Genomic DNA, 22,444 nt, shown 5'->3' on the forward strand with positions numbered 1-22,444 from the left:
TGCGATGAGCGACGACCGCCAGGAGCCGCCCGCCGGCGAGCACGACGATGACCGGACCCGCCCCCTGCCCCCCGCCGCTGACCGGCCCGGGCCCGCCGCCGACCGACCGGAGCCGACGCAACCGACGCCAGCGGCCACCGACCCGGACGAGACGGCACCGATCGACAGGACTGTTCCGGCTCGTCCCGACCTGTCGCCCGACCAGACCATGCCGATCGACAGGTCCGCCGGCACCCGGCCGGGTCCGCCGGCCGACCGGACGGCGCCGATGCCGCCGGCCTGGTCAGGTCGGGCCGAGGTGCGCTCGCCCCGACCGGACGAGGCCGGCGGTGAGTGGTACGTCGAGGAGCAGGGTGGTCGGCGGTGGTGGTCGCCGATCCTCTGGGGCGTACTGGCGCTGCTGCTCGCCGGCCTGCTCGGGGGTGCGCTCTGGGTGGTGCTCGCCCAGCAGGATGACGATCGGGACGATCGTGGGCCCACCCCGTCCCCTCCGCCGACCAGTGCCCCCAGCGCCCCGCCGACCAGCGCAGCCTCCACGTCGGCGGCGCCCACCAGTGAGTCGCCGAGCAGCTCGCCGACCACTGACGCGCCGGACGAGCTGCCGGTGCCTCCGCTCGCAGGCCTGCCGCAGGCCACCGCCGAAGGGCTGTTGGCTCGGCTCGGCCTGGCCTACCGGGTGGTGTACCGCCCGTCGGAGCTGCCACCGGGGACGGTGGTGGGCACCGAGCCGGAGGCGGGCACGTCGGTGTCGACCGACGACGAGGTCTTGTTGATCATCTCGCAGGCCGGGACGCCGACCGGGGCGAGCCCGACCACGCCGAGCCCCACTGTGACGAGCACGCCGTGACCGCTGGTCACCACATCCGGCGGCGGGTGCTGACGAGGCCGATGCCGGCCAGTGAGATGGCGAGGCCGAAGATGCCGGACCAGAAGAGGGAGCGGCGGACGTCAGTGGCGTTGTGCCCGGCCGGAGCTGCTTCGGTGAGTTCCTGACGGCCGTCGGACTGGCCGCCGGCACCAAGGCCGGACACCGGCCCGGTCGGGTCGGCACCACCGGCGTGGTCGGCCGGGGAACCGGTGTCGGTCCAGCCGGGTTCCTCGTAGACCGAATGGCCGTCGCCCGTCGGCGGGTCGGAGTCGAGCACGGTGATCTCTGGTGCGGGCACCGGTGCGGTCAGCCGGGTGGACGACATCGCCGGGTCACGGACGAGGACCAGGACTGTCGCCATCGCCCCGAGGAGGGCGAGGAGTCCGAAGGCATAGGCGATACGAGAGCGGTGGTGCCGCCGCAGGGCGGGCTGATTGACCATGACCATCCCAGGGTCAGGGTCCTGGACGAGCGGGTGGAACGGTGCCGGGGTGGGCGTACCGATTCTATGGCGACGGCACGCCCCCCGGCGGCGGTTCGGGTCGGTCAGCCCACCCGGAGCGGGGTACGCGCGACCGGGCGGCGGGCCCGCACGGTGTGGGGGCGGGGTTCGGGGGCGGCCTGCAGTTGCTGCAGCCCTTCCCGCTGGACGAAGATCGACCGTCGGGTGACCGCGTCGCCCGCGGCGTTCAACTCGTAGCCGTCGAGCCAGAGCCAGCCGTCATAGGTCGGCCAGTCGAGCACCCGGATCACCCGGAACTTGATCGGCCTGAGGAACTGGACACTCGCCGCGCGTGTCACGTGCAGTACGTCACCGGTGCGGGGAAGCACATGGGCTCCTGGGGAGGATCGGCCGGCGGTCGCGCCGGCGGTGCCTGAACGGGGGACGTCTCGGCCGGTGACGGGGTCGTGCCTCGTGAACCGGTGGTGCGGATGGCAGTGGTCGGGCCGTACCCCGCTGGTGACGTGCCGCCACCCGACCACCACCCGGTTGCTTCCGGGAACCGCGCCCGCCGCCGCAGCTTGCCGGCTTGCAGCGGCGGGGTCCTTACCCCGGAGCAGGTCGCGTTGTCGTCGGCCGGGCCCGCGCCGTGCCCGGCTTCCTCGAAGCGGTGGGGTCACCACTGCGAGGGACCGAACGGAGACGCTGAGTGATCCGTGCCATACGGACAGAGTGCATCAGGGACGTGCTTCATGCAAGTTGCACGTCGACTTTTGCCGATACGTGAGCGTGTCACGCGAAAGGCCTATTGAAGCCATCCGCGTCCGGGCGGCAGACTGGGGACCGGTTTCGCCCGTCGCGGCCGGCCGAGGACCGGCACCACCCCCTTCGTCGCGAACGCTCGCCGGTCGACGGTCGCGCCCCCGGCGGGTGTCACCCAGTGGCGCGTTACCGGAGGTAGCCCGAGTGGGGTCGAGCAGCCAGCGGCGGGGACCAGTGGCTCACGGGTTGCGCGATGAGTGAGCGGCGCAGTCCCACCATCAGACGGCGGCGGCTCGGGGCCGAGCTGCGTCGCCAGCGGGAGTCCGCCGGAATCACCATCGAGGTGGTCGCCGAACAGTTGGAGTGCTCGGCGTCGAAGGTCTCCCGGATCGAGACCGGGCACACGACGGCCACCCCACGCGACGTGCGGGACATGCTGCGGATCTACGGCGTCGTCGGCGCCGAGAGCGACGAGCTCGTGCAGATCGCCCGGGAGGCCCGCCAGAAGGGCTGGTGGCACCCCTACAGCACGGTGCTCGTCGGCGCTTACGTCGGGCTGGAGGCGGCGGCCAGTTCGATCCGGGCGTACGAACAGCAGGTCGTTCCGGGTCTTCTGGAGACCGAGGAGTACGCCAGTGCCATGATCCGTGCCGCTCGGCCGGACTTCACCGCCGATCAGGTGCATCAAAGAGTGCGTGTCCGTTTGGGCCGTCAGTCGTTATTGACCCAGGACGATCCGGTCGATCTGTGGGTGGTGCTCGATGAGGCGGTGGTAAGTCGGCCGGTGGGCGGGGACGAGGTGATGCGCGGTCAACTCAAGCGGTTGGTCGAGGTGGCCGAGTTGCCGAACGTGACGCTGCAGATCCTGCCCTTCGAGGTGGGTGCGCATGCCGGCATGGACGGCACGTTCACGATCCTCAGCTTCCCTGAGCCCGGTGATCCGGATGTTGTGTACGCGGAGAACGCCACGGGTGGGCTCTTCCTGGAGAAGAGCGACGAACTACAGAAGTACAGCTTCATCTTCGATCACATCCGCGCTGCGGCCATACGTCCGGAGGAGTCCGTCGCACACATCGCAAAACTGGCAGAGGAGCCGTTGTGGAAATGGCGACCAAAGGGTTCCCCGTGGACCTGACGCAGGCAGCATGGTTCAAGAGCTCGAAGAGTGGGCCGAACTGTGACAACTGCGTGGAGGTGGCGTACGTGACGGGGGCGGTCGGAGTGCGGGACTCGAAGGACAAGGCGGGCCCCGCCCTGGTCTTCGCTCCGGGTGACTGGCACTCCTTCGTTGCCGGCACCCGGGGTGGTGTGTTCGGCGCGGTCTGACCGACTGGTCAACGGAGTCCCCGTCCGGTTCGCCGGTCGGGGACTCTGTCGCGTCCGCGGTAGGCGCGGCTGACTGTCGCGTCGCAGCGGGGGGTCGGAGAGGTTCCGTCGGGATTCCCGTCGCCAGAGCGTCCCCGTCTCGTTGAACCGGTCGGTACGGCGCTGGTCGACGACCCGCCGCACCGACCCGCAACCGAGCGAGTAGGCGAGACGGATGACGACGATCGGTTCAGACAACCTCACCACCGGTCCGGCAAAGCCGGAGCGGTTCGGTGGCAAGTACCGCGGCGCTCGTCGGGACACGGTTCTGACCGAGGTGGTCTCGACCGACCAGGAGTTGAGCGGGCGGGAGGGCGATTCCGAGACGACGGATCCCCCGCTCTCGCTGCCCTCACTGGACCCGAACCCGCTGATCGAGCCGTCGTTCCCGCCGGCGGGCTGGCCGATGGAGCCGCCCGAGTCCCTGGCGGACCACCCGTTGCTGCGTGGCCTGCTGATGGAGTTGCCGCCGAAGGGCACAGTGCCCTCGCAGGACTGGCTGGACCGCTGGTTCGAGGCCACCAGGTCGATCCTGGAGCTGCTATACGTGCAGAGCGCCAGCCGCCCGCGTTGACCCTGCGACGGCGGGTTGGGCCCGCTCCGCGAAGCGGTTGTGGCGCAGCGCGTGCCGGACCCCGATGGCGATCACCGCGAGCGCGCCCACTGTGATCGCCGGCCCGGTGACGCCGGGGTCGGCTCCGAGGTCCGCGCCAGCGGCGGCGATCAACGCCGGCAGCGTGGCCAGGGCGGTGACCTGTAGTGGCAGCCCGACGAGCGGGTGGGCCGCGGCGGCGCGCAGCCCGTGCGGCGCGGGGGTGGCGGGGGCACTGGCGAACGCGCCCGCGCCGGCCCAGAGCCGGCGGATCCGTCGTACCGAGCAGACCGTCGCCACGAGCGCCGGGCCGGCGGCCACTGTGAGCCCGGCGGCGGCCCGGTCGACCGGCGCGGTGCCGGCGCTGAGCAGCCCGCCGCCGAGCACGGCCGCGGTGAGCGCCACGCCGGTGAGGGCCAGCGCCAGCAACCATCCGGTACGCCGACGCAGCATGCGGGTGTTGCGCAGCCGGGGAAGGCCGTCGGCAACGATGCCGGCGGCCAGCCAGACGGCGGCGACCGGGAGCAGGATGGTGAGCTGACTCTCCATGTTCGAGAGTCTTTCCCGATTCCCGGCGAGGCGAATCCGGGCTCGTCCCCCGTTCGCCCCGGACGCCGGGCCCGTAGGGGGTCATCACTCGAAGGTATGGCCGTTTCGACATGTTCAACTGCCCGACGGCTGACTTACCCTCAGCTAGATCGGCAAGTGTCGATTGATGTTGGGACCGGTGGTCACGTTCCACTGCCGGTCAGAGGGAGGTAGGAAATGGGTCTTCCACGAAGGTCCGTACTGATCGGGGTGGCCGCGGCGACAGTGCTGGCCGTCGGTACCCCAGCCCTGGCCGCCGAACCCGTGGGTGTGGTTCGGGCCGCCGGCGGAGCCACCGCCGTGCCGGACAGCTACATCGTCGTACTCAAGGACAGTGCCGTGGCCCGGGACCGGGTCGGCGACACCGCGAAGCGGCTCTCCGGCCGCCACGGCGGCACCGTGGCCCGCACCTACGGCGCGGCGCTGCGCGGCTTCGAGGTCACTGTGAACGCGAGCGCGGCGGCGCGGATCGCGGCCGACCCGGCGGTGGCGTACGTCGAGCAGAACCACACCGTGTCGATCTCCGGCACGCAGGCCAACCCACCCTCCTGGGGCCTCGACCGGATCGACCAGCGCAACCTGCCGTTGGACAGCTCCTACACCTACCCGAACACGGCGAGCAACGTGCACGCCTACATCATCGACACCGGCATCCGGTTCTCCCACAACGACTTCGGCGGCCGGGCCACCTCCGGCTACGACGCCGTGGACGGCGGGTCGGCCGACGACTGCAACGGGCACGGCACGCACGTGGCCGGCACTGTCGGCGGATCCGCGTACGGGGTGGCCAAGGGCGTCCAGCTCGTCGGCGTACGGGTGCTGAACTGCTCCGGCAGTGGCACCAACGCTGGTGTGATCGGCGGCGTCGACTGGGTCACCGCGAACGCGATCAAGCCGGCGGTGGCGAACATGAGCCTCGGCGGCGGCGCGAACAGCTCGCTGGACAACGCCGTCCGCAACTCGATCGCCTCGGGTGTCACGTACGGTCTGGCGGCCGGCAACGACAACGGCGCGAACGCCTGCAACACCTCGCCGGCGCGTACCACGGAAGCCATCACGGTGGGCTCGACGACCAGCTCGGACGCCCGGTCGTCGTTCTCCAACGTCGGCACCTGCCTGGACATCTTCGCGCCCGGCTCGTCGATCACCTCGGCCTGGTACAACAGCAACACCGCCACCAACACGATCAGCGGCACCTCGATGGCCACCCCGCACGTGGTCGGAGCGGCGGCCCTGGTGGCCAGCGCCAACCCGAGCTGGACCCCGGCTCAGGTCCGCAACCAACTGGTGGCCAACGCCACGCCGAACGTGGTGAGCAACCCTGGCTCGGGCTCGCCGAACCTGCTGCTCTACGTGGGCACCGGCAGCACCCCGCCGCCGCCCACCGGCTGCACCGGCACCAACGGCACCGACGTGTCGATCCCGGACGCCGGCTCGGCGGTGACCAGCTCGATTACCATCTCCGGCTGCGGTCGCAACGCCTCCTCCGCCTCCACGGTGGCGGTGAACATCGTGCACACCTACCGCGGTGACCTGGTCATCGACCTGCTCGCCCCGGACGGCAGCTCGTACCGGCTGAAGAACAGCAGCACCTCGGACAGCGCCGACAACGTGAACGCCACGTACTCGGTCAACGTGTCGGGTGAGGCCGCCGACGGCATCTGGCGACTTCAGGTGCGGGACACCTACTCGGCCGACACCGGCTACATCAACACCTGGACCCTGACCGTCTGACCGGTCTCTGACGAACGAGGCCCCACCCGGCACGCCGGGTGGGGCCTCGCGTCGTACGGATCGGGCTCAGACCGAGAAGGTGGCCGGCCGTTCGGTGGCCGGGGCCGGCGGGCGGGCCTTCCACAGGCCGATCTTCTGCGCGGCGAGCCGGCTCAGATAGGCCGGGTTGAGGATGACGTAGCGGCGCCAGAGCCGCTTCGGCTCCAGCCCGAGGCGCCAGAACCACTCAAGACCGGCGCGCTGCATCCACGGCGGGGGCTGGCGCAGCAGGCCGGCGTGGTAGTCGAAGGCCGCGCCGACCGCCATCAGCGGCATGTCGAGCAGCGGCCGCATGGCGTACGCGAAGACCTCCTGGCGCGGGCAGCCGAGCCCGACCAGCACCAGCCGGGCGCCACTGGACCGGATCCGGTCGGCGATCTCGGCGTCCTCACCGGGCTGGACGGCACGGAACTTGGACGGCTCCACCCCGGCGATCTTCAGCGCCGGGAACATCCGCTCCAGGGCCGGGATCAGCCGGGCGAGGGTCTCCTCGGTCGAGCCGTACAGGTAGACCGGTAGCCCCTCGTCGGCGAAGCGCGACAGCACGTGCAGGGTCAGGGTCGGCCCGTACACCCGGTCGCCGAGCCCGGCGTGGTGCAGCAGGTTGAGCGCCCACCGCACCGGCTGCCCGTCCGGCGTGACCACGTCGAAGGAGTTGAGCCGCGCGTTGTGCGCCGGGTCGAGCACCCCGGTCATCACACCGTGCACCGCCAACGCGGTCAGCGCGAGGGGACGCCGTTCGTGTGCCGCTGTCACCACCGCGTCGGTAGCCGTGGCGTAGTCGGTGGCGTCGACCAGGACGCCGAGCACGTTGCGCTTCGTCCGGGCGCTCACGGCTGGGCCACCCACTTGTCCACGTTGGCCTCGTAGATTTCCCGCAGGATCATCGGCACGTCGTACGTGATCTTCCAGTCCGGATACTGCGCCTCGAACCTGGCCATGCTGCTGACGTACCACTGGTGGTCGCCGGTGCGGTTCTGCTCGACGTAGTTGATCCGCGCCTCGCGGCCGGTGATCTCCTCCGCGATCCGGAACGCCTCGATGTGCGAGGTGTTGGAGTGCCGGCCGCCACCGAGGTTGTAGACCTCGGCGGATCGCGGGGCCCGGAAGAACGCCTCGAACGCGGTCAGCACATCGTGCGAGTGGATCGCGTCCCGCACCATCTTGCCCTTGTAGCCGAAGAGGTTGTACGTCCGGCCCTCCATGACGCAGCGCATCAGATAGGCCAGGAACCCGTGCAGCTCGGCCGCGGAGTGCGCCGGGCCGGTCAGCGTGCCGCCCCGGAAGCAGGCGGTCTTCATGTCGAAGTAACGCCCATACTCCTGGACCATCACGTCCGCGGCGACCTTGGAGGCCCCGAAGACCGAGTGCAGCGAGTGGTCGATCGACATCTCTTCGGTGATGCCCTGGTACCAGCGGTGGTCCTCGGGCAGCTCGTAGCGGGTCTCCAGCTCGACGAGCGGCAGGCTGTTGGGCCGGTCGCCGTACACCTTGTTTGTCGAGCAGTGGATGAACGGCGCGTCGATCGCGTGCCGGCGGGTGTTCTCCAAGATGTTGAGCGTGCCGCCGGCGTTCACGTCGAAGTCCGTGTACGGCTCCTTGGCTGCCCAGTCATGGCTCGGCTGGGCAGCGCTGTGGATCACCACTGCGATGTCCGAGCCGTACTTCTTGAACACCTGCTCCAGGCCGTCCCGGTCCCGGATGTCCACCGCGAAGTGGGTGTACGCGTTACCCAGGTCACGGCCGAGCCGTTCGAGGCTCCACGAGGTGGAGCCGTCCTCGCCGAAGAAGTACCGGCGCATGTCGTTGTCGATGCCGACGACATCCAGACCGAGGCCGGCGAAATGCCGGACCGCCTCGGAGCCGATCAGACCACCCGACCCTGTCACCAACGCGACACTCACACGCCACTCCTGGTCCATCGGAGGCAGAATCCATCGGAGCATAGCGTGACGTCCAGCACGCCCCGATATGACGGAAGGGCCCCGCATCAAGCGGAGCCCTCGTCGTTGGTGGGGATGGGGGGAGTTGAACCCCCACGCCCTTTCGGGCACACGGACCTGAACCGTGCGCGTCTGCCATTCCGCCACATCCCCGTGGCACAACCCGGAACACTCTAGCTGCCCGGCCCCGCTGTCTCCAACGGGCCTCGGGAATACTACGCTGTCCCTGGCACTCGCCACGAACGATTACCGTTCGTGGCGGACGAAAGATTAGCACGACAATCCCGGCCCTTCCGAACGGGTCGAGAGCAGCCGGCCGAGCGGCGTGTGAGCTGCGCGCGCGCCGGCCGGATACCATCATGTCCTCGGGACCCGAGGAGGAGCCGGTGAGCGTGCTGCAACGCTTCGAGAAGCGTCTGGAAGGCCTGGTCGAAGGGGCCTTCGCCAAGGTCTTCAAAGGGGTGGTCCACCCCGTGGAGATCCTCAACGCCATGCAGCGGGAGGCCGAGGCGCACAAGGCGATCCTGGCCGGTGGGCGCACGTTGGTGCCCAACCGCTACGTGATCGATCTCTCGCCGTTCGACCACAGTCGGCTGGCGCCGTACGCCGCCGCGCTGGCCCAGGAGTTGGCCCAGTCGCAGGCGGAGTTCATCGGCGAGCAGGCGTGGACGGTCTACGGCGACGTGATCGTCGAGATCGAGCGAGGCGAGGGTCTGGACACGGGCATGTTCCGTGTCACGGCCGAGGTCTACACCGGCGGCGAGGTCGCCCCGGTGTCGGCGCCCGGCTACGACGCCGGCCCGCCCGCCTACCCCGCGTACGACCAGGGCGGTGGCTACGGCCCGCCGCCCGGGCACGGTGGCGGTCGCAACGTGCGGCTGGTCTCCGGCGACGGTCGCACCTATCCCCTCCAGATGGGGTCAACGGTGATCGGTCGCGGCGACCAGGCCAACCTGCGTCTGCCCGACGTCGGCATCTCCCGGCGACACGCCCGGCTGGATTTCGACGGAGGCCAGGTCGTGTTGACCGACCTGGGTTCGACCAACGGCACCATGGTGAACGGGCAGCGGGTCTCCGCCGTCGCGCTCAACCCCGGTGACATGGTCCAGCTCGGGACGACGACGCTGACCTTCCGCGTGGACGGCTGACCCGCCTTGCCGGAACTGGTCATCACCGTTGCCCGGTTCGGGTTCCTGATCCTGCTGTGGATCTTCGTGTTCACGGTGGTCGGCGTGATCCGCCGGGACCTCTTCGCGGGCGCCCGGTCCGGTCGTCTGGTGGCCGCGCCACGCGCGGTGGGCGCCTCGACGGGGCAGGCGACCAAGCCAGCGAAGGTGAAACGGGGCAGAGCGGCGCACCAGCTGGTGGTGACGGCCGGTCAGCTGGCCGGCACCAAAATCACTCTCGGTGAAGCGCAGATCACCATCGGTCGGGCTGAGGACTCCACCCTGGTCATCACCGACGACTACGCCTCCGCGCGACACGCCCGGCTCGTGCCGCGTGAGGGGCAGTGGTACGTCGAGGACCTCGGCTCGACTAACGGCACTTACCTCGATCGCGCTAAGGTCTCCGGACCAACCCCCGTCCCCCTCGGCGTGCCGATCCGGATCGGCCGCACTTCCCTCGAATTACGGCCATGACTCTGACCCTGCGCTATGCGGCCCACAGCGACCGCGGTCTGATCCGAGACGGCAATCAAGACTCCGTCTACGCCGGGCCGCGGTTACTCGCCGTTGCCGACGGCATGGGCGGTATGGCCGCCGGTGACGTCGCCAGCAACATCGTCATCGGTGCCATGGCGCCGCTCGACGAGGACGTCCCGGGGGACGCTCTCGTCGATGCGTTGCGTTCGGCCGTGGGCACCGCCAACCAACAACTCCGCGACACGGTGGACGCCAACCCGCAGTTGGAGGGGATGGGCACCACGCTGACGGCGACCCTCTTCACCGGCAGCAAGCTGGGGATGGTCCACATTGGCGACTCGCGGGCCTATCTGCTGCGCAATGGCGAGTTCGCGCAGATCACCAAGGACGACACCTACGTCCAGATGCTTGTCGACGAAGGCCGGATCAGCGCCGAGGAGGCGAGCAGTCACCCGCAGCGGTCGCTGCTCACCCGCGCCCTCGACGGTCGGGACATCGACCCGGAATACTCGGTCCGCCAGGTCATGCCCGGCGACCGGTACCTGATCTGCAGCGACGGCCTCTCTGGTGTGGTCAGCGCCGAAACCATCGGCGAGACCCTGCGGGAGTACACCGACCCGCAGCAGTGCGTCGAGCGGCTGGTGCAGCTCGCGCTGCGCGGCGGTGGGCCGGACAACATCACGGTGATCATCGCCGACGCCACGGACCAGGACATCGTCGAGGCGACCCCGATCGTGGGCGGCGCCGCCGCCCGGGACCGCGGCATGGCGACCTCCGCCGACGACTCGACTCCGGCCGCCCGAGCCTCGGCGCTCTCCGCGCCGCGTCCGGCCGCGCCAGAGGAGCCGGCGGCCTCCGACGATGACGCCGACCGGCCGAAGCGACACCCGGTCCGGACCGCCGCCATGGCGCTGGCCCTGCTGGTGATCGTCGGCGGTGCGGCGTTCGGTGGTTGGACGTACACCCAGCGGCAGTACTACGTGGGAGCCACCGAAGAGGGCCAGGTTGCCGTCTTCCGCGGTGTCCAGGGGCAGATCGCCGGGATGGATCTGTCCAGCGTGCACCGTCGCAGCGGCACCCGCCTGGACGACCTCACCGTCGCCGCACAGGACACCGTCAAGGTCGGCATCCGGGCCAAGAGTGAGCCGGACGCCGAGCGTCAGCTCGCCGAGCTGACCAGCGACACGCCGAGCAACCCCAACCTGAAGCCACTCTGCCCGCTCGACCCGACCGCCGCCGGGGTCACCACGCCGACGCCGACCCCGGTCGGTTCGACGCCAACCCCGAACGGCAGCCCGAGCCCCAACGCGTCGCCGACCCCCAACGGGGTCGTCAGCGCAAGCCCGACCGTCGGTGCCACCACCGCTCTCGGTGGGGCCGGCGCGACCACCACACCCGACGTCACGCCCTCCGACTCGGCCACGCCGGCGCTCGACCCGGCCGGCTGCCGGTCTCCTGAGTGAGCGTCGGCTGAGATCCTGAGGACTCCACCCGTGACCGTAGCGGCCACACCGGCACCCTCGCCCGCCACCGCGGGCGAGCAATCCGGCGTACGCCTGGCGCGGTCGCGCCGCAACGCCGAGCTGTACCTGTTGTTGCTCGCGATGGTGTTGGTGGCCGCGTACGGGGCGACCGTCGAGGCGAACCTGCTGGACACTGTCACCTCGGACTTCTGGATGCCGGCCGCCGCGCTCGGCGCGGTCTTCCTCGGCCTGCACCTGGTCATCCGGTTCCTTGCCCCGTTCGCCGACCCGGCGCTGCTGCCGGCGGTGGCCCTGCTCAACGGGCTCGGGGTGGGCTTCCTCCGCCGGATCGACCTGGGCGACGCCCCGGTGGCCGAGCGGGAGAGCCTGGCCGTCTTCGCGGGGCAGGGCGGGCGTCAGCTGGCCTGGACGCTCGGTGCGGTGGTCCTCGCCGCCGCCCTGCTCGCCATCATGCGTGACCATCGGTCGATCTCGCGGTACGCGTACACCCTGGGGTTGGCCGGCATCGTGCTGGTGATGCTCCCGGCGGTACTGCCGGCGAGCATCTCCGAGAGGAACGGCGCGAAGCTGTGGATCGATCTCGGAGCCTTCTCCATCCAGCCGGGTGAGTTCGCCAAGCTGGCGCTGCTCGTCTTCTTCGCCTACTACCTGGTCCGCAAGCGCGAGGTGCTGTCCCTGGCCAGTCGACGCTTCCTCGGCATCGACTTCCCGCGCGGGCGGGACCTCGGCCCGGTCGTCGGCGTCTGGCTGGTCAGCCTCCTGGTGCTGGTCTTCGAGAAGGACCTGGGCACCTCGCTCCTCTACTTCGGCATGTTCGTGGTGACCCTCTACATCGCCACCGAACGGGTGAGCTGGCTGTTGATCGGTCTGGTCCTCTTCTTCGGCGGCGCGTACCTCGCCTACGTCCTGGGCTCGACTGTCGGCGGGCCGTTCGCCAACTTCTACCTCCGGGCGGAGATCTGGCTGGACCCGTTCGCCGACCCGACCGACAAGGGCTACCAACTCGTTCAGGGGCTGCTCGCCCTGGGCACTGGTGGGCTCTTCGGCGCCGGGCCGGGCGGCGGCCAACCGGACATCCTTCCCGAGGTGCAGAACGACTTCATCTTCGCCGGCATCGGTGAGGAGATCGGCCTCTTCGGCCTCTCCGCGCTGCTCGTCGTCTACCTGCTGATCGTCGAGCGAGGGCTGCGGGCCGCGCTGGCGGTACGGGACTCGTTCGGCAAGCTGCTCGCCGGCGGTCTCGCGTTCACCCTCGGCCTCCAGGTCTTCGTGATCGTCGGCGGGATCAGCAAGCTCATCCCGCTGACCGGTCAGACCACCCCGTTCCTGTCCGCCGGCGGGTCGTCGTTGATGGCCAACTGGCTGCTCATCGCGGTGCTGCTGCGGGTCTCCGACGGGGCCCGGCGGCCGGTGACCGGAGGAGGCGGCGGCAAGGCGGCGCGTCCCAGCGGTGGCCCGCCCGAGCAGCTGCACGGTGCTCCCACGGAGGTGATCAAGCCGTGAACGCACCCCTGCGCCGCGTTGGCGTCGTCGTCATGGTCCTGTTCGGTCTGCTCTTCGCCAACCTCAACTGGATCCAGGCCTACAAGGCGGATGAATACCGGACCAGCGACTACAACGGTCGGGTCCAGGTCGCCGAGTACGACCGTAAGCGCGGCAACATCGAGGCTGGCGGCACGGCCGTGGCCACGAGCAAGGAGACCACCGGCAGCCTGAAGTTCCTGCGCACCTACCCCAGCGGCGCCAAGTACGCCCACGTGCTCGGCTACAAGCCGGTCAACCTGGCCGACCAGGGCATCGAGCAGGTGGAGAACGACTTCCTGGCCGGCACCAGCGACCAGCTGATCGGCGACCGGTTGAAGGACATGTTCACCGGCGACGACACCGGCGGCGGCAACGTGCTCCTCACGCTCTCCAAGCGGGCCCAGGACGTGGCGTACGAGCAGCTGGGCAACAACGAGGTGGGTGCGAAGCGGGGCGCGGCGATCGCCATCGACCCGCGTACCGGTGCCATCCAGGCGCTGGTCTCCATGCCGAGCTTCAACCCGAACCCGCTGGCCAGCCATGACACAAAGGAGGCGGCGGCGGCGTACAACAAGCTGGAACAGGACCCGGAAGGTCCGCTGAAGAACCGCGCGCTCGCCGAGACGCTGCCGCCGGGCTCCACCTTCAAGATCGTGGTGGCGGCGGCGGCGCTGGAGAACGGCGTCACCAAGTCCACTCAGATCCCGGCCGGTCCCAGCTACACCGCGCCCACCTCGGGCACCCCGATCCGCAACGCCGATCCGTCGATCTGCCCGACTCGGCAGGTCACCCTGCTGGAGGCGGTCACCAAGTCGTGCAACACCGGCTTCGCCCAGCTCGGTGTGCGGCTCGGCGCGGAGACCGTCAAGGAGAAGGCCCGGCAGTTCGGTTTCGAGCAGGAGGACCTGACCGTCGGCCAGCTCGGCGAGGGCGGCCTGCCCACGGCGGCCAGTCGAACCGGGACGATGCAGAACCAGGACGGCAGCACCGACCCGGCCGCGCTGGCCCAGTCCTCGATCGGTCAGAACAACGTCCGGATGACGCCCCTCGAAGGCGCCATGATCGCCGGCTCGATCGCCAACAACGGCAGCCAGATGCGGCCGTACCTGGTGCGGCAGCTGCTCGCTCCGGACCGGACCACCAGCTACTACACGGCGAAGGCGCGGGAGCTGCGTCAGCCCGTCGAGCCGCAGGTCGCCACCGACCTGCGCGAGATGATGGTCAGCGTGGTCCAGAACGGCACCGGGCGAAAGGCCGCGATCAACGGCTACACGGTCGGCGGCAAGACCGGCACCGCCCAGTCCGCCCCGGACCGGCCCGACCACGGCTGGTTCATCGGCTTCGCCCTGGACAAGAACGGCAATCCGGTTTCCGCTGTCTGCGTGATGCTGGAACAGGCCGGCCCCGGTGGCAGCGCCGAGGCGGCTCGGATCGCCGGTCAGATCATGCGGGCCGCCATCGCCGACCCAGGGGGTCGCTGACATGCTCAGCCCCGGCGTGCAGCTCGGCAACCGCTACCGTCTCGACGAGCGGATCGCCAGCGGCGGCATGGGCGACGTCTGGCGCGGCACCGACCAGGTGCTCGGCCGGACAGTCGCCGTGAAGAGCCTGCTCCCCGCCCTGCTCGACGACCCGGACTTCGGTGAACGGTTCCGCGGCGAGGCCCGCACCATGGCCACCATCAACCATCCCGGCGTGGTGGACGTCTACGACTTCGGCAACGACCAGCAGATCGCCTTCCTGGTCATGGAGTACGTCGAGGGCGACGCCCTGTCGTCCACGTTGAGCCGGGTCGGCCGGCTCACCCCGGCGCGGACGATGGCCCTCGTCGCGCAGGCCGCCGACGCGCTGCACGCCGCCCACGAGAAGGGCATCGTGCACCGCGACGTGAAGCCGGGCAACCTGCTGGTCCGGCCGAACGGCACGCTGGTGCTGACCGACTTCGGCATCGCCCGCTCCGACCTGGTCGGCCAGCTCACCGCCGCTGGTTCGGTGCTCGGCACCGCCTCGTACATCTCGCCGGAGCAGGCCACCGGCGGCGTGGCCACCCCGGCGTCCGACGTGTACGCCCTTGGCGTCGTCGCCTACCAGTGCCTTGCCGGTCGGCGGCCGTTCGAGGGCGACAACCCCCTCGACATCGCCATGCGGCACGTCCGGGAGACGCCCCGGCCACTGCCGGCCGACATCCCTCCGCAGGTGCGCGCCCTGGTCGAACGGGCGTTGGCGAAGGATCCGGCCGCCCGCTGGCCGAGCGCCGCCGCACTCGCCGGAGTGGCCCGTCAGCTCAAGGCCGCGCTTTCCCAGCAAGCTCGGGCCGGCGCCAACTCCGGGCCGGTGTCCGCGGCGCCCGCCTCACCCGCCTCACCCGCCGCGCCCGGCCGGGCCCAGGTGCCGCAGGCGCACCAGATGCGTCCGCCGACTGCCCGTCCGCCGGTGGCCGGAGCGAGGCCGACCGCTGTCGCACCCGCCCAGCAGCCACGCCCCACCGCCGTCGCGCCGGCCGTCCAGCCCGTCCGGCCGCAGGGCGCACCGAACGGCTATCCACGCGGCGCGGCAGCAGTGCCGTCCGGGCCGCCCCGGCAGGAACACCCGCCGGCGTACGTCCGGCAGGCCGGCCCGGCGACGCCGTCGCCCCAGCCCCAGCGGTCCCGGCCGGGAATGGTGCTTCTCGCCATCCTGCTGGCCGTGCTGGTCCTGCTCTGCTCGGGCGTGATTTCCTACAACCTACGGAAGCAGTCGCAGGCCGGTGTATCCGCCGGGCTGGGGCCGCGCACCGTGGCGTCCGGCGCGCTACGACTCGACGGGCGCGACGATCCGACCCGGACGTCGTACCGTCGAGAGGTACGACTCCAGCCGGGCGACGGCGGGACGACGACGAGCGAAGGACGACAGACGCGATGACAGCGCAGGCCCGCCTGCTCGGTGGCAGGTACCAGGTCGGCGAGCTGCTCGGCTATGGCGGCATGGCCGAGGTGCACCGTGGTCGCGATCTCCGGCTCGGTCGGGACGTCGCGATCAAGATGCTCCGCACCGACCTCGCCCGGGACGCGACGTTCCAGATGCGGTTCCGTCGGGAGGCGCAGAACGCCGCCTCGCTCAACCACCCGGCCATCGTGGCGGTCTACGACACCGGCGAGGAGACCGCGCCGACCGGTGAGACGCTGCCGTTCATCGTCATGGAGTTCGTCAACGGACGGACCTTGAAGGAGGTCCTCGGCGCCGAGGGGCGACTCCAGCCACGTCGCGCGCTGGAGATCTGCGCCGACATGTGCGCCGCACTGGAGTTCAGCCACCGGCACGGCATCATCCACCGGGACATCAAGCCCGGCAACGTGATGCTCACCCAGACCGGCCAGGTCAAGGTGATGGACTTCGGCATCGCCCGCGCGCTCGCCAGCGGTGCGACCACCATGACCCAGACCAGCGCGGTCATCGGCACGGCCCAATATCTTTCACCGGAGCAGGCACGCGGCGAGGCTGTCGACGCACGCTCCGACGTGTACGCGGCCGGCTGCGTGCTCTTCGAGCTGGTCTGCGGGCACCCGCCGTTCGTCGGGGACAGCCCGGTCAGCGTCGCCTACCAGCACGTACGGGAGACGCCCCCGACGCCCAGCGACATCAACCCGGACGTCACGCCGGCCGTCGACGCGATCGTGCTCAAGGCGCTGTCGAAGAACCCGCTCAACCGCTACCAGAGCGCCGGCGAGATGCGGGCCGACCTGCTCCGCGCCGCCGCCGGCCGGCCCGTGCTGGCCACCCCGGTGCTGCGCGAGGCGGAGACGGTGGCGATGGCCCCGGCCGGCGGTGGGGGCGGCTATCCGGCTTCCGGCCGTGGGCCGCAGACCGGGCAGATCCCGGCCCGGGTGGGTGACCCCCGTCAGCGCAAGGCGTCCTCCTGGCTGATCGCGACGTTCAGCGCGGTCGGCGTACTGGCGGTGATCGCCCTGGTCGCCGCCCTGCTCTGGAACATGCAGAAGGACAACGACCTGAAGTCGGTGCCCACCCTCACCGGCAAGGCCCGGGACGTGGCGATCGCCGAGATCCAGAAAGCCGGTCTGTCCGCACAGGTGGGTGACCCGGTGCTGGCCAGTGACTGCACCGAGGGCACGGTCGTCCAGCAGAACCCGCTGCCGACCACCCAGGTGAAGCAGAACGGCACTGTCACCATTCAGATCTGTGGCGGCAAGCCCGAGGTACGCGTTCCCGCTGGGCTCAAGGGCAGCAAGCGGGAGAGCGCCATCGCGCGGCTCACCGAGGCGAAGCTCAAGTACGACATCAAGACGGTCAACGACGAGGCTAGCGAGGACGAGGTTCTCAAGGTCGAGCCGCCCGAGGGCGAGAGCGTTCCCGAAGGCACGCAGGTGAAGCTCACGGTCTCGAACGGCAAGGTCCGCGAGGTGCCGGACGTCGTCGGGTTGAGTCAGGAGGAGGCCACCCGCGTCCTCCGGAACGCCGGATTCACGGTCGACCCGGAGGACGGGCCGGAGGTGCCCGCCGCCCAGGCGGGGAAGGTCACCGACCAGAGTCCGAACGGCAAGGAAAAGAAGCCCACCGGCACGAGGGTGACCATCAAGGTGAGTCAGCCCGAGCCGGAGACCGACCCGACGCCGTCGGTCACGCCGTCGGGCACGCCGACGGGTACACCGACCACTCCCGGCAACGGGGGCGGTGTCGGTCTGCCGTTCCCACCCCCGCCGGGCCGGCCCCAGGACTAGGCCACACCCGGGCATCGGCATGACCGAAGCGGAAGCGTCAGCGGTCGGGGCGGTGCGGCGGTGGCCTCGACGCCTCCGCCGCCTGGCCGTCGCGGGCCTCGTCGTGCTGGTGCTCGCCAGTTCCCCGTGGCTGTGGACGACGCTCGCCGCACGCGGGCACGTGTACGCCGCTGCCGACGCGCCGGCCGCCGACGTGGTGATCGTGCTCGGCACCGAGGTGGCAGCCGACCGTCAGCGGCCGGGTGACCGTCTCGCCGGCCGCCTGGACACCGCCGCCGAGCTGGTCGCCAGCGGGCGGGCCACTGTCGTTCTCGTGTCGGGCGACGGCGGCGGAGCGTCCGGCGACGAGCCGGCGGTGATGACGACGTACCTCGCCGAGCGCGGTGTCGACAGGCGTCGGGTGGTGGCCGACCCGTTCGGCCTGGACACCTACGACAGCTGCGCGAGAGCCCGCGAGGTGTACGGCGTCGAGCGGGCCCTGATCGTCACCCAGTCCTACCACCTGTCCCGGGCGGTGACGCTGTGCCGGCAGCTCGGCCTCGACGTCGACGGAGTGACCGCTCGCTGCGACGGTTGTGGCGCCGCCCTGCTCGCCGAGAAGTCGGTTCGGGACTACTTCGCCAGTGGCAAGGCGGCCTGGGACGCGGTACGCGACCGACCACCAGCGGTGCGTTCGCCCGCGAGTCCCGCGGTCCAGGACGCGCTGCGGGGCTGACCCGGCCCGCACGGGGTCACGATGATCCGGTGATCGGGCCGCCGTCTCAGGCGGTGGCGAAGGCCGCCCGACGACGGGCGTCCACATCGGCGGCCAGCGCGGGCGCCCGCTCCAGCGCCTCGGGGTGACCGCAACTGGCCAGCCAGTTGGCCAGCATCAGGTGACCGCCCTCGGTGAGCACCGACTCCGGGTGGAACTGGACGCCCTCGATGGGCAGCGTCCGGTGCCGCATCGCCATCACCACGCCGGAGCCGGTCCAGCCGGTGACCTCCAGCTCGTCGGGGAGCGTCTCGGGCAGCACGGCCAGCGAGTGGTACCGGGTGGCGGTGAACGGGTCGGGCAGACCGGCGAGTACGCCGACCGAGTGGTGTCGTACCTCGGAGGTCTTGCCGTGCAGCAGCTCGGGGGCGCGCGTCACCGTCGCCCCGAAGGCCTCGCCGATCGCCTGATGGCCGAGGCAGACGCCGAAGATCGGGAGTTGGCCCGCGTACTCCCGGATGACGTCCAGACAGATGCCGGCCCGGTCCGGGCTGCCCGGCCCGGGCGACAGCAGGATGCCGTCGGCGCCAACAGTGCCCACCTCGGCGACGTCGATCTCGTCGTTGCGGCGGACCTCGCAGTCCACGCCGAGCTGGCCCAGGTACTGCACGAGGTTGAACACGAAGGAGTCGTAGTTGTCGATCACCAGGACGCGCATGGTCACCTGCTCGGGGAGGGGGGCGCGGGGTTGTTCTGGTCGGTGTCGTACGGCAGTTCGTGCTCGTCGCCGGCCGGGGTCTCCCCGGTCACCGGGTCGCCGCCGCCACCCGTCTCGGCGGGCACTCCTGACTCGACCTGCACGTCGTCGAAGGGCAGCAGGGGCTCGGCCCACGGGAAGGCGACGTACCACAGCAGGGCCACAGTGGCAGCCACCAGAAGGACCGAGCCGGTCAACTTTCCTACCACGCCGAACGGCAGCTTGCGCCAGATGAACGCGTACATCGGGTCAGCCTCCCAGCTCCGCCGGCCGGCCCGCGGACTTGGGTTGGGTGCGGTCCAGTTCGGCGTGGATGATCAGGCGCTGGTAGTTGTCGAACTTCGGGTTGCACGTGGTGAGGGTGAGCATCCGCTTGGTCGCCTTCTTGTCCGGTTCGCCGGGCACCGGTGCCACCACCTCGACCTGGGTCGGCCGGACGATCCGGGACTGCGACACCCGGTAGACGTACCAGTCGGTCTTGCTCTCGACCACTATCGGGTCGCCCTCATTCAGCTCGTCCAGCCGCCAGAAGGTGGCCCGGTTGCGGTGGCCGGCGACGGAGAAGTTGCCCACCTGGCCGGGGAGCGCACTGGTCGGGTAGTGGCCGGGGGCGAAGCGAATGTCCTGCTGAGTGACGCCCTCGACGACGACCCAGTTCTTGTCGAGCTTGGGGATGTAGAGGCCGGCGAGCGGCTTTCCGCGTACCGGCGGGGACGGTTTGACGCTCGGGCCGACAGACGGGGCCACCGTCGGGTCGTCGGTCGGGCCCCACGCCTGGGCCAACTGGTTGTTGAGGTCGTTCTGGTGGGCGTCGACGATGGCCGACTTGCCCCAGACCTCGTAGCCGGCGAAGAGCAGGACCACCAGACCGAAGGTGATCAGGATTTCGCCGGTGACGCGGACGCCGGTGCGCAGTCGCGAGCCGAACGACGGTCGGGTCAGCTCGGAGTAGACGCTCTTGTAGCCCTCACCGGTCTGGTGCGGCCGAAGTTGCACCACCCGCTCGCCGCGTCGGGGTTGGGGAGGGTCGGCGGGGTTGGCGGCGGTCGGCTCATCCGGGACGGCGGTGCGGGGGACGGCCCCCATCAACGCTGTCGAATCCATTGTCGGCGGCCTGGTGGCAGGAGTGCCTGGCACTGCCGGAATCAACGCGGTGGCGGCCGGGTCCGCGCCGCGATCCCCGCCAGCGCTCGGCGGGACCCGGCTCGGCCCGGTCGGCGGGACCCGGCTCGGCCCGGTCGACACGAAGCCTTCCGGCCCGGCCGCTGCGACGCGCTCGGGGGCGGCCGGTGAGACCGGGGTGGCCGGGGAGCCGGTGGGTCGGCCGGGACGGGCGGTGACCTGCGGAATGTACGCGGTCGGCGAGTCGGCAAGCGGCGGCGTCGAGGGCCCGGAGGAGACAGGCCGGCTCGGTGTACCGGGGGCCGCCGGCCGGGTCGGCATCGGCATCCCGCCGGGCGTGGCCGGGCGGGTCGGTGCGGTGCCGGGTGGGTTGCCTGCGCCCGGCGGGCGGGTCGGTGCGGTGCCGGGCGCGGTCGGTCGGGTGGACGCGGCGCTGGGTGCGGGGGGTCGGGTCGGGGCGTTGCCGGGGGCAGCGGGCCGAACCGGGCCCTGGTTGCTGGCGGTCGGTCGGCCGGGGGTGGTCGCGGGGGGAACCCCGGCGCTGCCGTGCGAGCCCGGCCCGGCAGCCGCGCTGCCCGGCCACGGCGGCGGCGCTTCGGCACCCGGGCGGCCCGGGGTCCCGGGCGGCTCGGGTCGAGTGACGCTCGGCGGCGGCTGCTCGGCGTGCGGCGGCTGCTGGGCTCGCGGCGGCTGCTCGGGTCGCGGCGGCTGCTCAGCGCGCGGCGGTTGCAGCACCGGCTCGGGCCAGTTGCTGGCCGGGGTCGGTCGGCCCGGTGCCGACTCGGGCCGGTCGAACTTGGGCAGAAAGGCTGTCGGCTCGTCGGTCTGGTCCCGGTGTCGCCCGTCGCGTCGTTCGTCCGGCCCGCTCACTTGGGCACCGTAGCCGAGCGCAGGGCGGTGGAATCCTCGAATGCGGGAACTCGCACAGTGGAGGCCGTCTCGCTGTAGCCAAGCTGGTAGTCGTCGACCGCGTCCTTGAACAACCGGACTCCCTGAGAGCTGGCGAGGGCCTGCTGGAGGGCAGCGGGATCGCCGATCGCTACGATCTTGAACGGTGGGGAGTACACCCGGCCGTGCAGTAGCAGGGTGTTACCGACGCAGCGTACCGCGCTGGTGGTGAGCACGCGGACATTCATGATTGACATGGCCTCGGCTCCGCCGGCCCAGAGCGCGTTGACCACCGCCTGCACGTCCCCCTGATGCACCACCAGGTCGTCGTTGCTGGCGTCCGACTGCGTCTGCTCGAGTTGGGGCGCGTCGTTCAGCTCGACTGTGACCCCGGGCCCGCTGAGGGCGGTGAACCCGGCGTTCTGGAGGCTGCCCTGGGCGCGATTCTGTTGAGCCTTGATCGGGGCGTCCGACCCGGCCAGGGTGTTGGTCCGTTGCTCGACCTCGCCGCGCAGCGTGGCGGCGCGGCGCTCGCTGGCGGCGACCTGTTCGCGGCGGTCCTCGATGAGTTGGTTGAGCTGGGGGCGCCGGTCCTCTCGGAGAGCGGTGCCGCCCGCGGTGGTCGCGGTGGTGGTGAAGAGCAACCCGGCCGCCGCGGCGATCAGGGGCACCCCGATCGACCAGCCCGGACGGCGTTGGCGCGGTCGCCGGGGCAGCAGCCCGGCGGCGGCCCGTCGGAGGACCTTCTGCCAGGAGGTTGCGCCGGATGTGTACTCCACCGAGCGTTCCTTCCGCGTGTCGGGGATCGGTCCGTGCCGGCTGGGCCGGTGATGCGAACAGTCCCGCCTCTTTCGGTCACTCCGTGCACCGGCCTGACCCCATTCGTGGTCCAGGCGGCCAATCGGGACTACGCTAGCTCTCGAACATTATTGGCCATGGACCGTCGCCCCCGCGCCCGGTTGTCAGGCCGGACGAGGTCGTCACCCCTCTGGAGAGCGCCGTGCCCAAGTCTCAGGTCCGTAAGAAGAAGGTGTACACCCCGCCGACGGACGTACGTCCGACGACGACGACGTCTTCGTCGCGCAAGCCTAGCCCGGTGTGGTTGCCGATCACCGCGGTCGCCTTGATCGTCGTCGGGATCGGCTGGCTGGTGCTCTACTACCTGTCCGAGCAGGAGTACCCGGTCATGGCGTGGGGTTACTGGAACCTCGCCGTCGGCTTCGGTGCGATGGTCGCCTCGCTGGGGTTGCTCTCTCGCTGGCGCTGATCCGAGCGGACCGTCGC

General features: G+C 70.8%; 23 protein-coding genes and 1 tRNA gene. 14 read left to right on the top strand and 10 right to left on the bottom strand.

What is annotated here, in order from left to right:
• The first annotated feature begins 4 nt into the window (after nucleotides 1-4).
• Nucleotides 5-847: a PASTA domain-containing protein gene (locus AB0C19_RS03660; RefSeq protein ID WP_357178835.1), complete on the top strand. Its 843-nt coding sequence runs from the start codon at nucleotides 5-7 to the stop codon at nucleotides 845-847.
• Between the two features lie 7 nt (nucleotides 848-854).
• Here AB0C19_RS03660 and AB0C19_RS03665 read toward each other — a convergent pair whose 3' ends face one another.
• Entirely contained in the window at nucleotides 855-1,310 is a 456-nt protein-coding gene (locus AB0C19_RS03665; protein ID WP_357178837.1) for a hypothetical protein, read from the bottom strand.
• Between the two features lie 104 nt (nucleotides 1,311-1,414).
• Nucleotides 1,415-1,699 (bottom strand): hypothetical protein, encoded by a 285-nt coding sequence (locus AB0C19_RS03670; protein WP_091396374.1) that lies wholly within the window; start codon nucleotides 1,697-1,699, stop codon nucleotides 1,415-1,417.
• Nucleotides 1,700-2,325: 626 nt separating this feature from the next.
• Here AB0C19_RS03670 and AB0C19_RS03675 point away from each other — a divergent pair.
• From AB0C19_RS03675 to AB0C19_RS03685, 3 genes are all read left to right on the top strand, one after another.
• Nucleotides 2,326-3,207 (top strand): helix-turn-helix transcriptional regulator, encoded by an 882-nt coding sequence (locus tag AB0C19_RS03675; RefSeq protein WP_357178840.1) that lies wholly within the window; start codon nucleotides 2,326-2,328, stop codon nucleotides 3,205-3,207.
• The gene (locus AB0C19_RS03680; RefSeq protein WP_091396369.1) at nucleotides 3,177-3,398 is read left to right on the top strand and encodes a DUF397 domain-containing protein; all 222 of its coding nucleotides are present in this window, start codon (nucleotides 3,177-3,179) and stop codon (nucleotides 3,396-3,398) included. The genes AB0C19_RS03675 and AB0C19_RS03680 overlap by 31 nt, the downstream gene beginning before the upstream one ends.
• A 214-nt stretch (nucleotides 3,399-3,612) precedes the next feature.
• Nucleotides 3,613-4,011, top strand: coding sequence for a hypothetical protein (locus AB0C19_RS03685; protein ID WP_355004604.1), 399 nt, complete (start codon nucleotides 3,613-3,615; stop codon nucleotides 4,009-4,011).
• Here the strand turns inward: AB0C19_RS03685 and AB0C19_RS03690 are convergent.
• Entirely contained in the window at nucleotides 3,979-4,578 is a 600-nt protein-coding gene (locus AB0C19_RS03690; protein ID WP_357178844.1) for a hypothetical protein, read from the bottom strand. The two genes, AB0C19_RS03685 and AB0C19_RS03690, sit on opposite strands and share 33 nt — an antisense overlap.
• 216 nt (nucleotides 4,579-4,794) lie before the next feature.
• Between AB0C19_RS03690 and AB0C19_RS03695 the strand changes: the two genes are divergently transcribed.
• On the top strand, nucleotides 4,795-6,351 hold the full coding sequence (locus AB0C19_RS03695) for a S8 family serine peptidase (RefSeq protein ID WP_357178846.1): 1,557 nt from the start codon (nucleotides 4,795-4,797) through the stop codon (nucleotides 6,349-6,351).
• A gap of 66 nt (nucleotides 6,352-6,417) precedes the next feature.
• On the opposite strand, the gene AB0C19_RS03700 is transcribed toward AB0C19_RS03695, so the two are convergent.
• From AB0C19_RS03700 to AB0C19_RS03710, 3 genes are all read right to left on the bottom strand, one after another.
• Nucleotides 6,418-7,224, bottom strand: a complete 807-nt coding sequence (locus AB0C19_RS03700; RefSeq protein WP_357178849.1) for a WecB/TagA/CpsF family glycosyltransferase — start codon at nucleotides 7,222-7,224, stop codon at nucleotides 6,418-6,420.
• The gene (locus tag AB0C19_RS03705; protein ID WP_357178852.1) at nucleotides 7,221-8,336 is read right to left on the bottom strand and encodes an NAD-dependent epimerase/dehydratase family protein; all 1,116 of its coding nucleotides are present in this window, start codon (nucleotides 8,334-8,336) and stop codon (nucleotides 7,221-7,223) included. The genes AB0C19_RS03700 and AB0C19_RS03705 overlap by 4 nt, the downstream gene beginning before the upstream one ends.
• A gap of 64 nt (nucleotides 8,337-8,400) precedes the next feature.
• A tRNA-Leu gene (locus tag AB0C19_RS03710) sits at nucleotides 8,401-8,486 on the bottom strand.
• A 206-nt stretch (nucleotides 8,487-8,692) separates the two neighbouring features.
• Between AB0C19_RS03710 and AB0C19_RS03715 the strand changes: the two genes are divergently transcribed.
• Genes AB0C19_RS03715 through AB0C19_RS03750 form a run of 8 tightly spaced genes read left to right on the top strand, consistent with a single transcriptional unit; the run spans nucleotide 8,693 to nucleotide 18,414 of the window.
• The gene (locus AB0C19_RS03715; protein ID WP_007454122.1) at nucleotides 8,693-9,481 is read left to right on the top strand and encodes a DUF3662 and FHA domain-containing protein; all 789 of its coding nucleotides are present in this window, start codon (nucleotides 8,693-8,695) and stop codon (nucleotides 9,479-9,481) included.
• A 6-nt stretch (nucleotides 9,482-9,487) separates the two neighbouring features.
• On the top strand, nucleotides 9,488-9,973 hold the full coding sequence (locus tag AB0C19_RS03720) for an FHA domain-containing protein (protein ID WP_357178856.1): 486 nt from the start codon (nucleotides 9,488-9,490) through the stop codon (nucleotides 9,971-9,973).
• Nucleotides 9,970-11,439 carry a protein phosphatase 2C domain-containing protein gene (locus AB0C19_RS03725; RefSeq protein ID WP_357178859.1) on the top strand — a complete coding sequence of 490 codons (1,470 nt, stop codon included), beginning with the start codon at nucleotides 9,970-9,972 and terminating at the stop codon, nucleotides 11,437-11,439. The genes AB0C19_RS03720 and AB0C19_RS03725 overlap by 4 nt, the downstream gene beginning before the upstream one ends.
• 30 nt (nucleotides 11,440-11,469) lie before the next feature.
• Nucleotides 11,470-12,963, top strand: a complete 1,494-nt coding sequence (locus AB0C19_RS03730; protein WP_357178863.1) for an FtsW/RodA/SpoVE family cell cycle protein — start codon at nucleotides 11,470-11,472, stop codon at nucleotides 12,961-12,963.
• Nucleotides 12,960-14,465 carry a penicillin-binding protein 2 gene (locus AB0C19_RS03735; RefSeq protein WP_357178866.1) on the top strand — a complete coding sequence of 502 codons (1,506 nt, stop codon included), beginning with the start codon at nucleotides 12,960-12,962 and terminating at the stop codon, nucleotides 14,463-14,465. Before AB0C19_RS03730 ends, AB0C19_RS03735 begins: the two co-directional genes overlap by 4 nt.
• Nucleotide 14,466: 1 nt before the next feature.
• A complete protein-coding gene (locus tag AB0C19_RS03740) occupies nucleotides 14,467-15,885 on the top strand; it encodes a protein kinase (protein ID WP_357178869.1) in 1,419 nt (472 codons plus the stop codon).
• Nucleotides 15,882-17,699: a Stk1 family PASTA domain-containing Ser/Thr kinase gene (gene pknB / locus AB0C19_RS03745; RefSeq protein WP_357178872.1), complete on the top strand. Its 1,818-nt coding sequence runs from the start codon at nucleotides 15,882-15,884 to the stop codon at nucleotides 17,697-17,699. Before AB0C19_RS03740 ends, pknB begins: the two co-directional genes overlap by 4 nt.
• Before the next feature lie 19 nt (nucleotides 17,700-17,718).
• Nucleotides 17,719-18,414 (top strand): ElyC/SanA/YdcF family protein, encoded by a 696-nt coding sequence (locus tag AB0C19_RS03750; RefSeq protein ID WP_357178875.1) that lies wholly within the window; start codon nucleotides 17,719-17,721, stop codon nucleotides 18,412-18,414.
• Nucleotides 18,415-18,460: 46 nt separating this feature from the next.
• Here AB0C19_RS03750 and AB0C19_RS03755 read toward each other — a convergent pair whose 3' ends face one another.
• The 4 genes from AB0C19_RS03755 to AB0C19_RS03770 are packed head-to-tail and all read right to left on the bottom strand — an operon-like array spanning nucleotide 18,461 to nucleotide 21,939.
• Nucleotides 18,461-19,111, bottom strand: coding sequence for an aminodeoxychorismate/anthranilate synthase component II (locus AB0C19_RS03755; protein ID WP_357178878.1), 651 nt, complete (start codon nucleotides 19,109-19,111; stop codon nucleotides 18,461-18,463).
• 2 nt (nucleotides 19,112-19,113) lie between these two features.
• Entirely contained in the window at nucleotides 19,114-19,395 is a 282-nt protein-coding gene (locus tag AB0C19_RS03760) for a hypothetical protein (RefSeq protein ID WP_238687886.1), read from the bottom strand.
• 4 nt (nucleotides 19,396-19,399) lie between these two features.
• Nucleotides 19,400-21,142, bottom strand: a complete 1,743-nt coding sequence (locus AB0C19_RS03765) for a class E sortase (protein WP_357178882.1) — start codon at nucleotides 21,140-21,142, stop codon at nucleotides 19,400-19,402.
• Nucleotides 21,139-21,939, bottom strand: a complete 801-nt coding sequence (locus AB0C19_RS03770) for a DUF881 domain-containing protein (protein ID WP_357178885.1) — start codon at nucleotides 21,937-21,939, stop codon at nucleotides 21,139-21,141. Before AB0C19_RS03770 ends, AB0C19_RS03765 begins: the two co-directional genes overlap by 4 nt.
• A gap of 221 nt (nucleotides 21,940-22,160) precedes the next feature.
• On the opposite strand from AB0C19_RS03770, the gene AB0C19_RS03775 reads away from it, so the two are divergent.
• A complete protein-coding gene (locus AB0C19_RS03775; RefSeq protein WP_238687690.1) occupies nucleotides 22,161-22,427 on the top strand; it encodes a cell division protein CrgA in 267 nt (88 codons plus the stop codon).
• The last annotated feature ends 17 nt before the right edge of the window (nucleotides 22,428-22,444 follow it).

This window comes from Micromonospora sp. NPDC048842 (genome assembly GCF_040649935.1).
GTDB lineage: Bacteria > Actinomycetota > Actinomycetes > Mycobacteriales > Micromonosporaceae > Micromonospora > Micromonospora hortensis.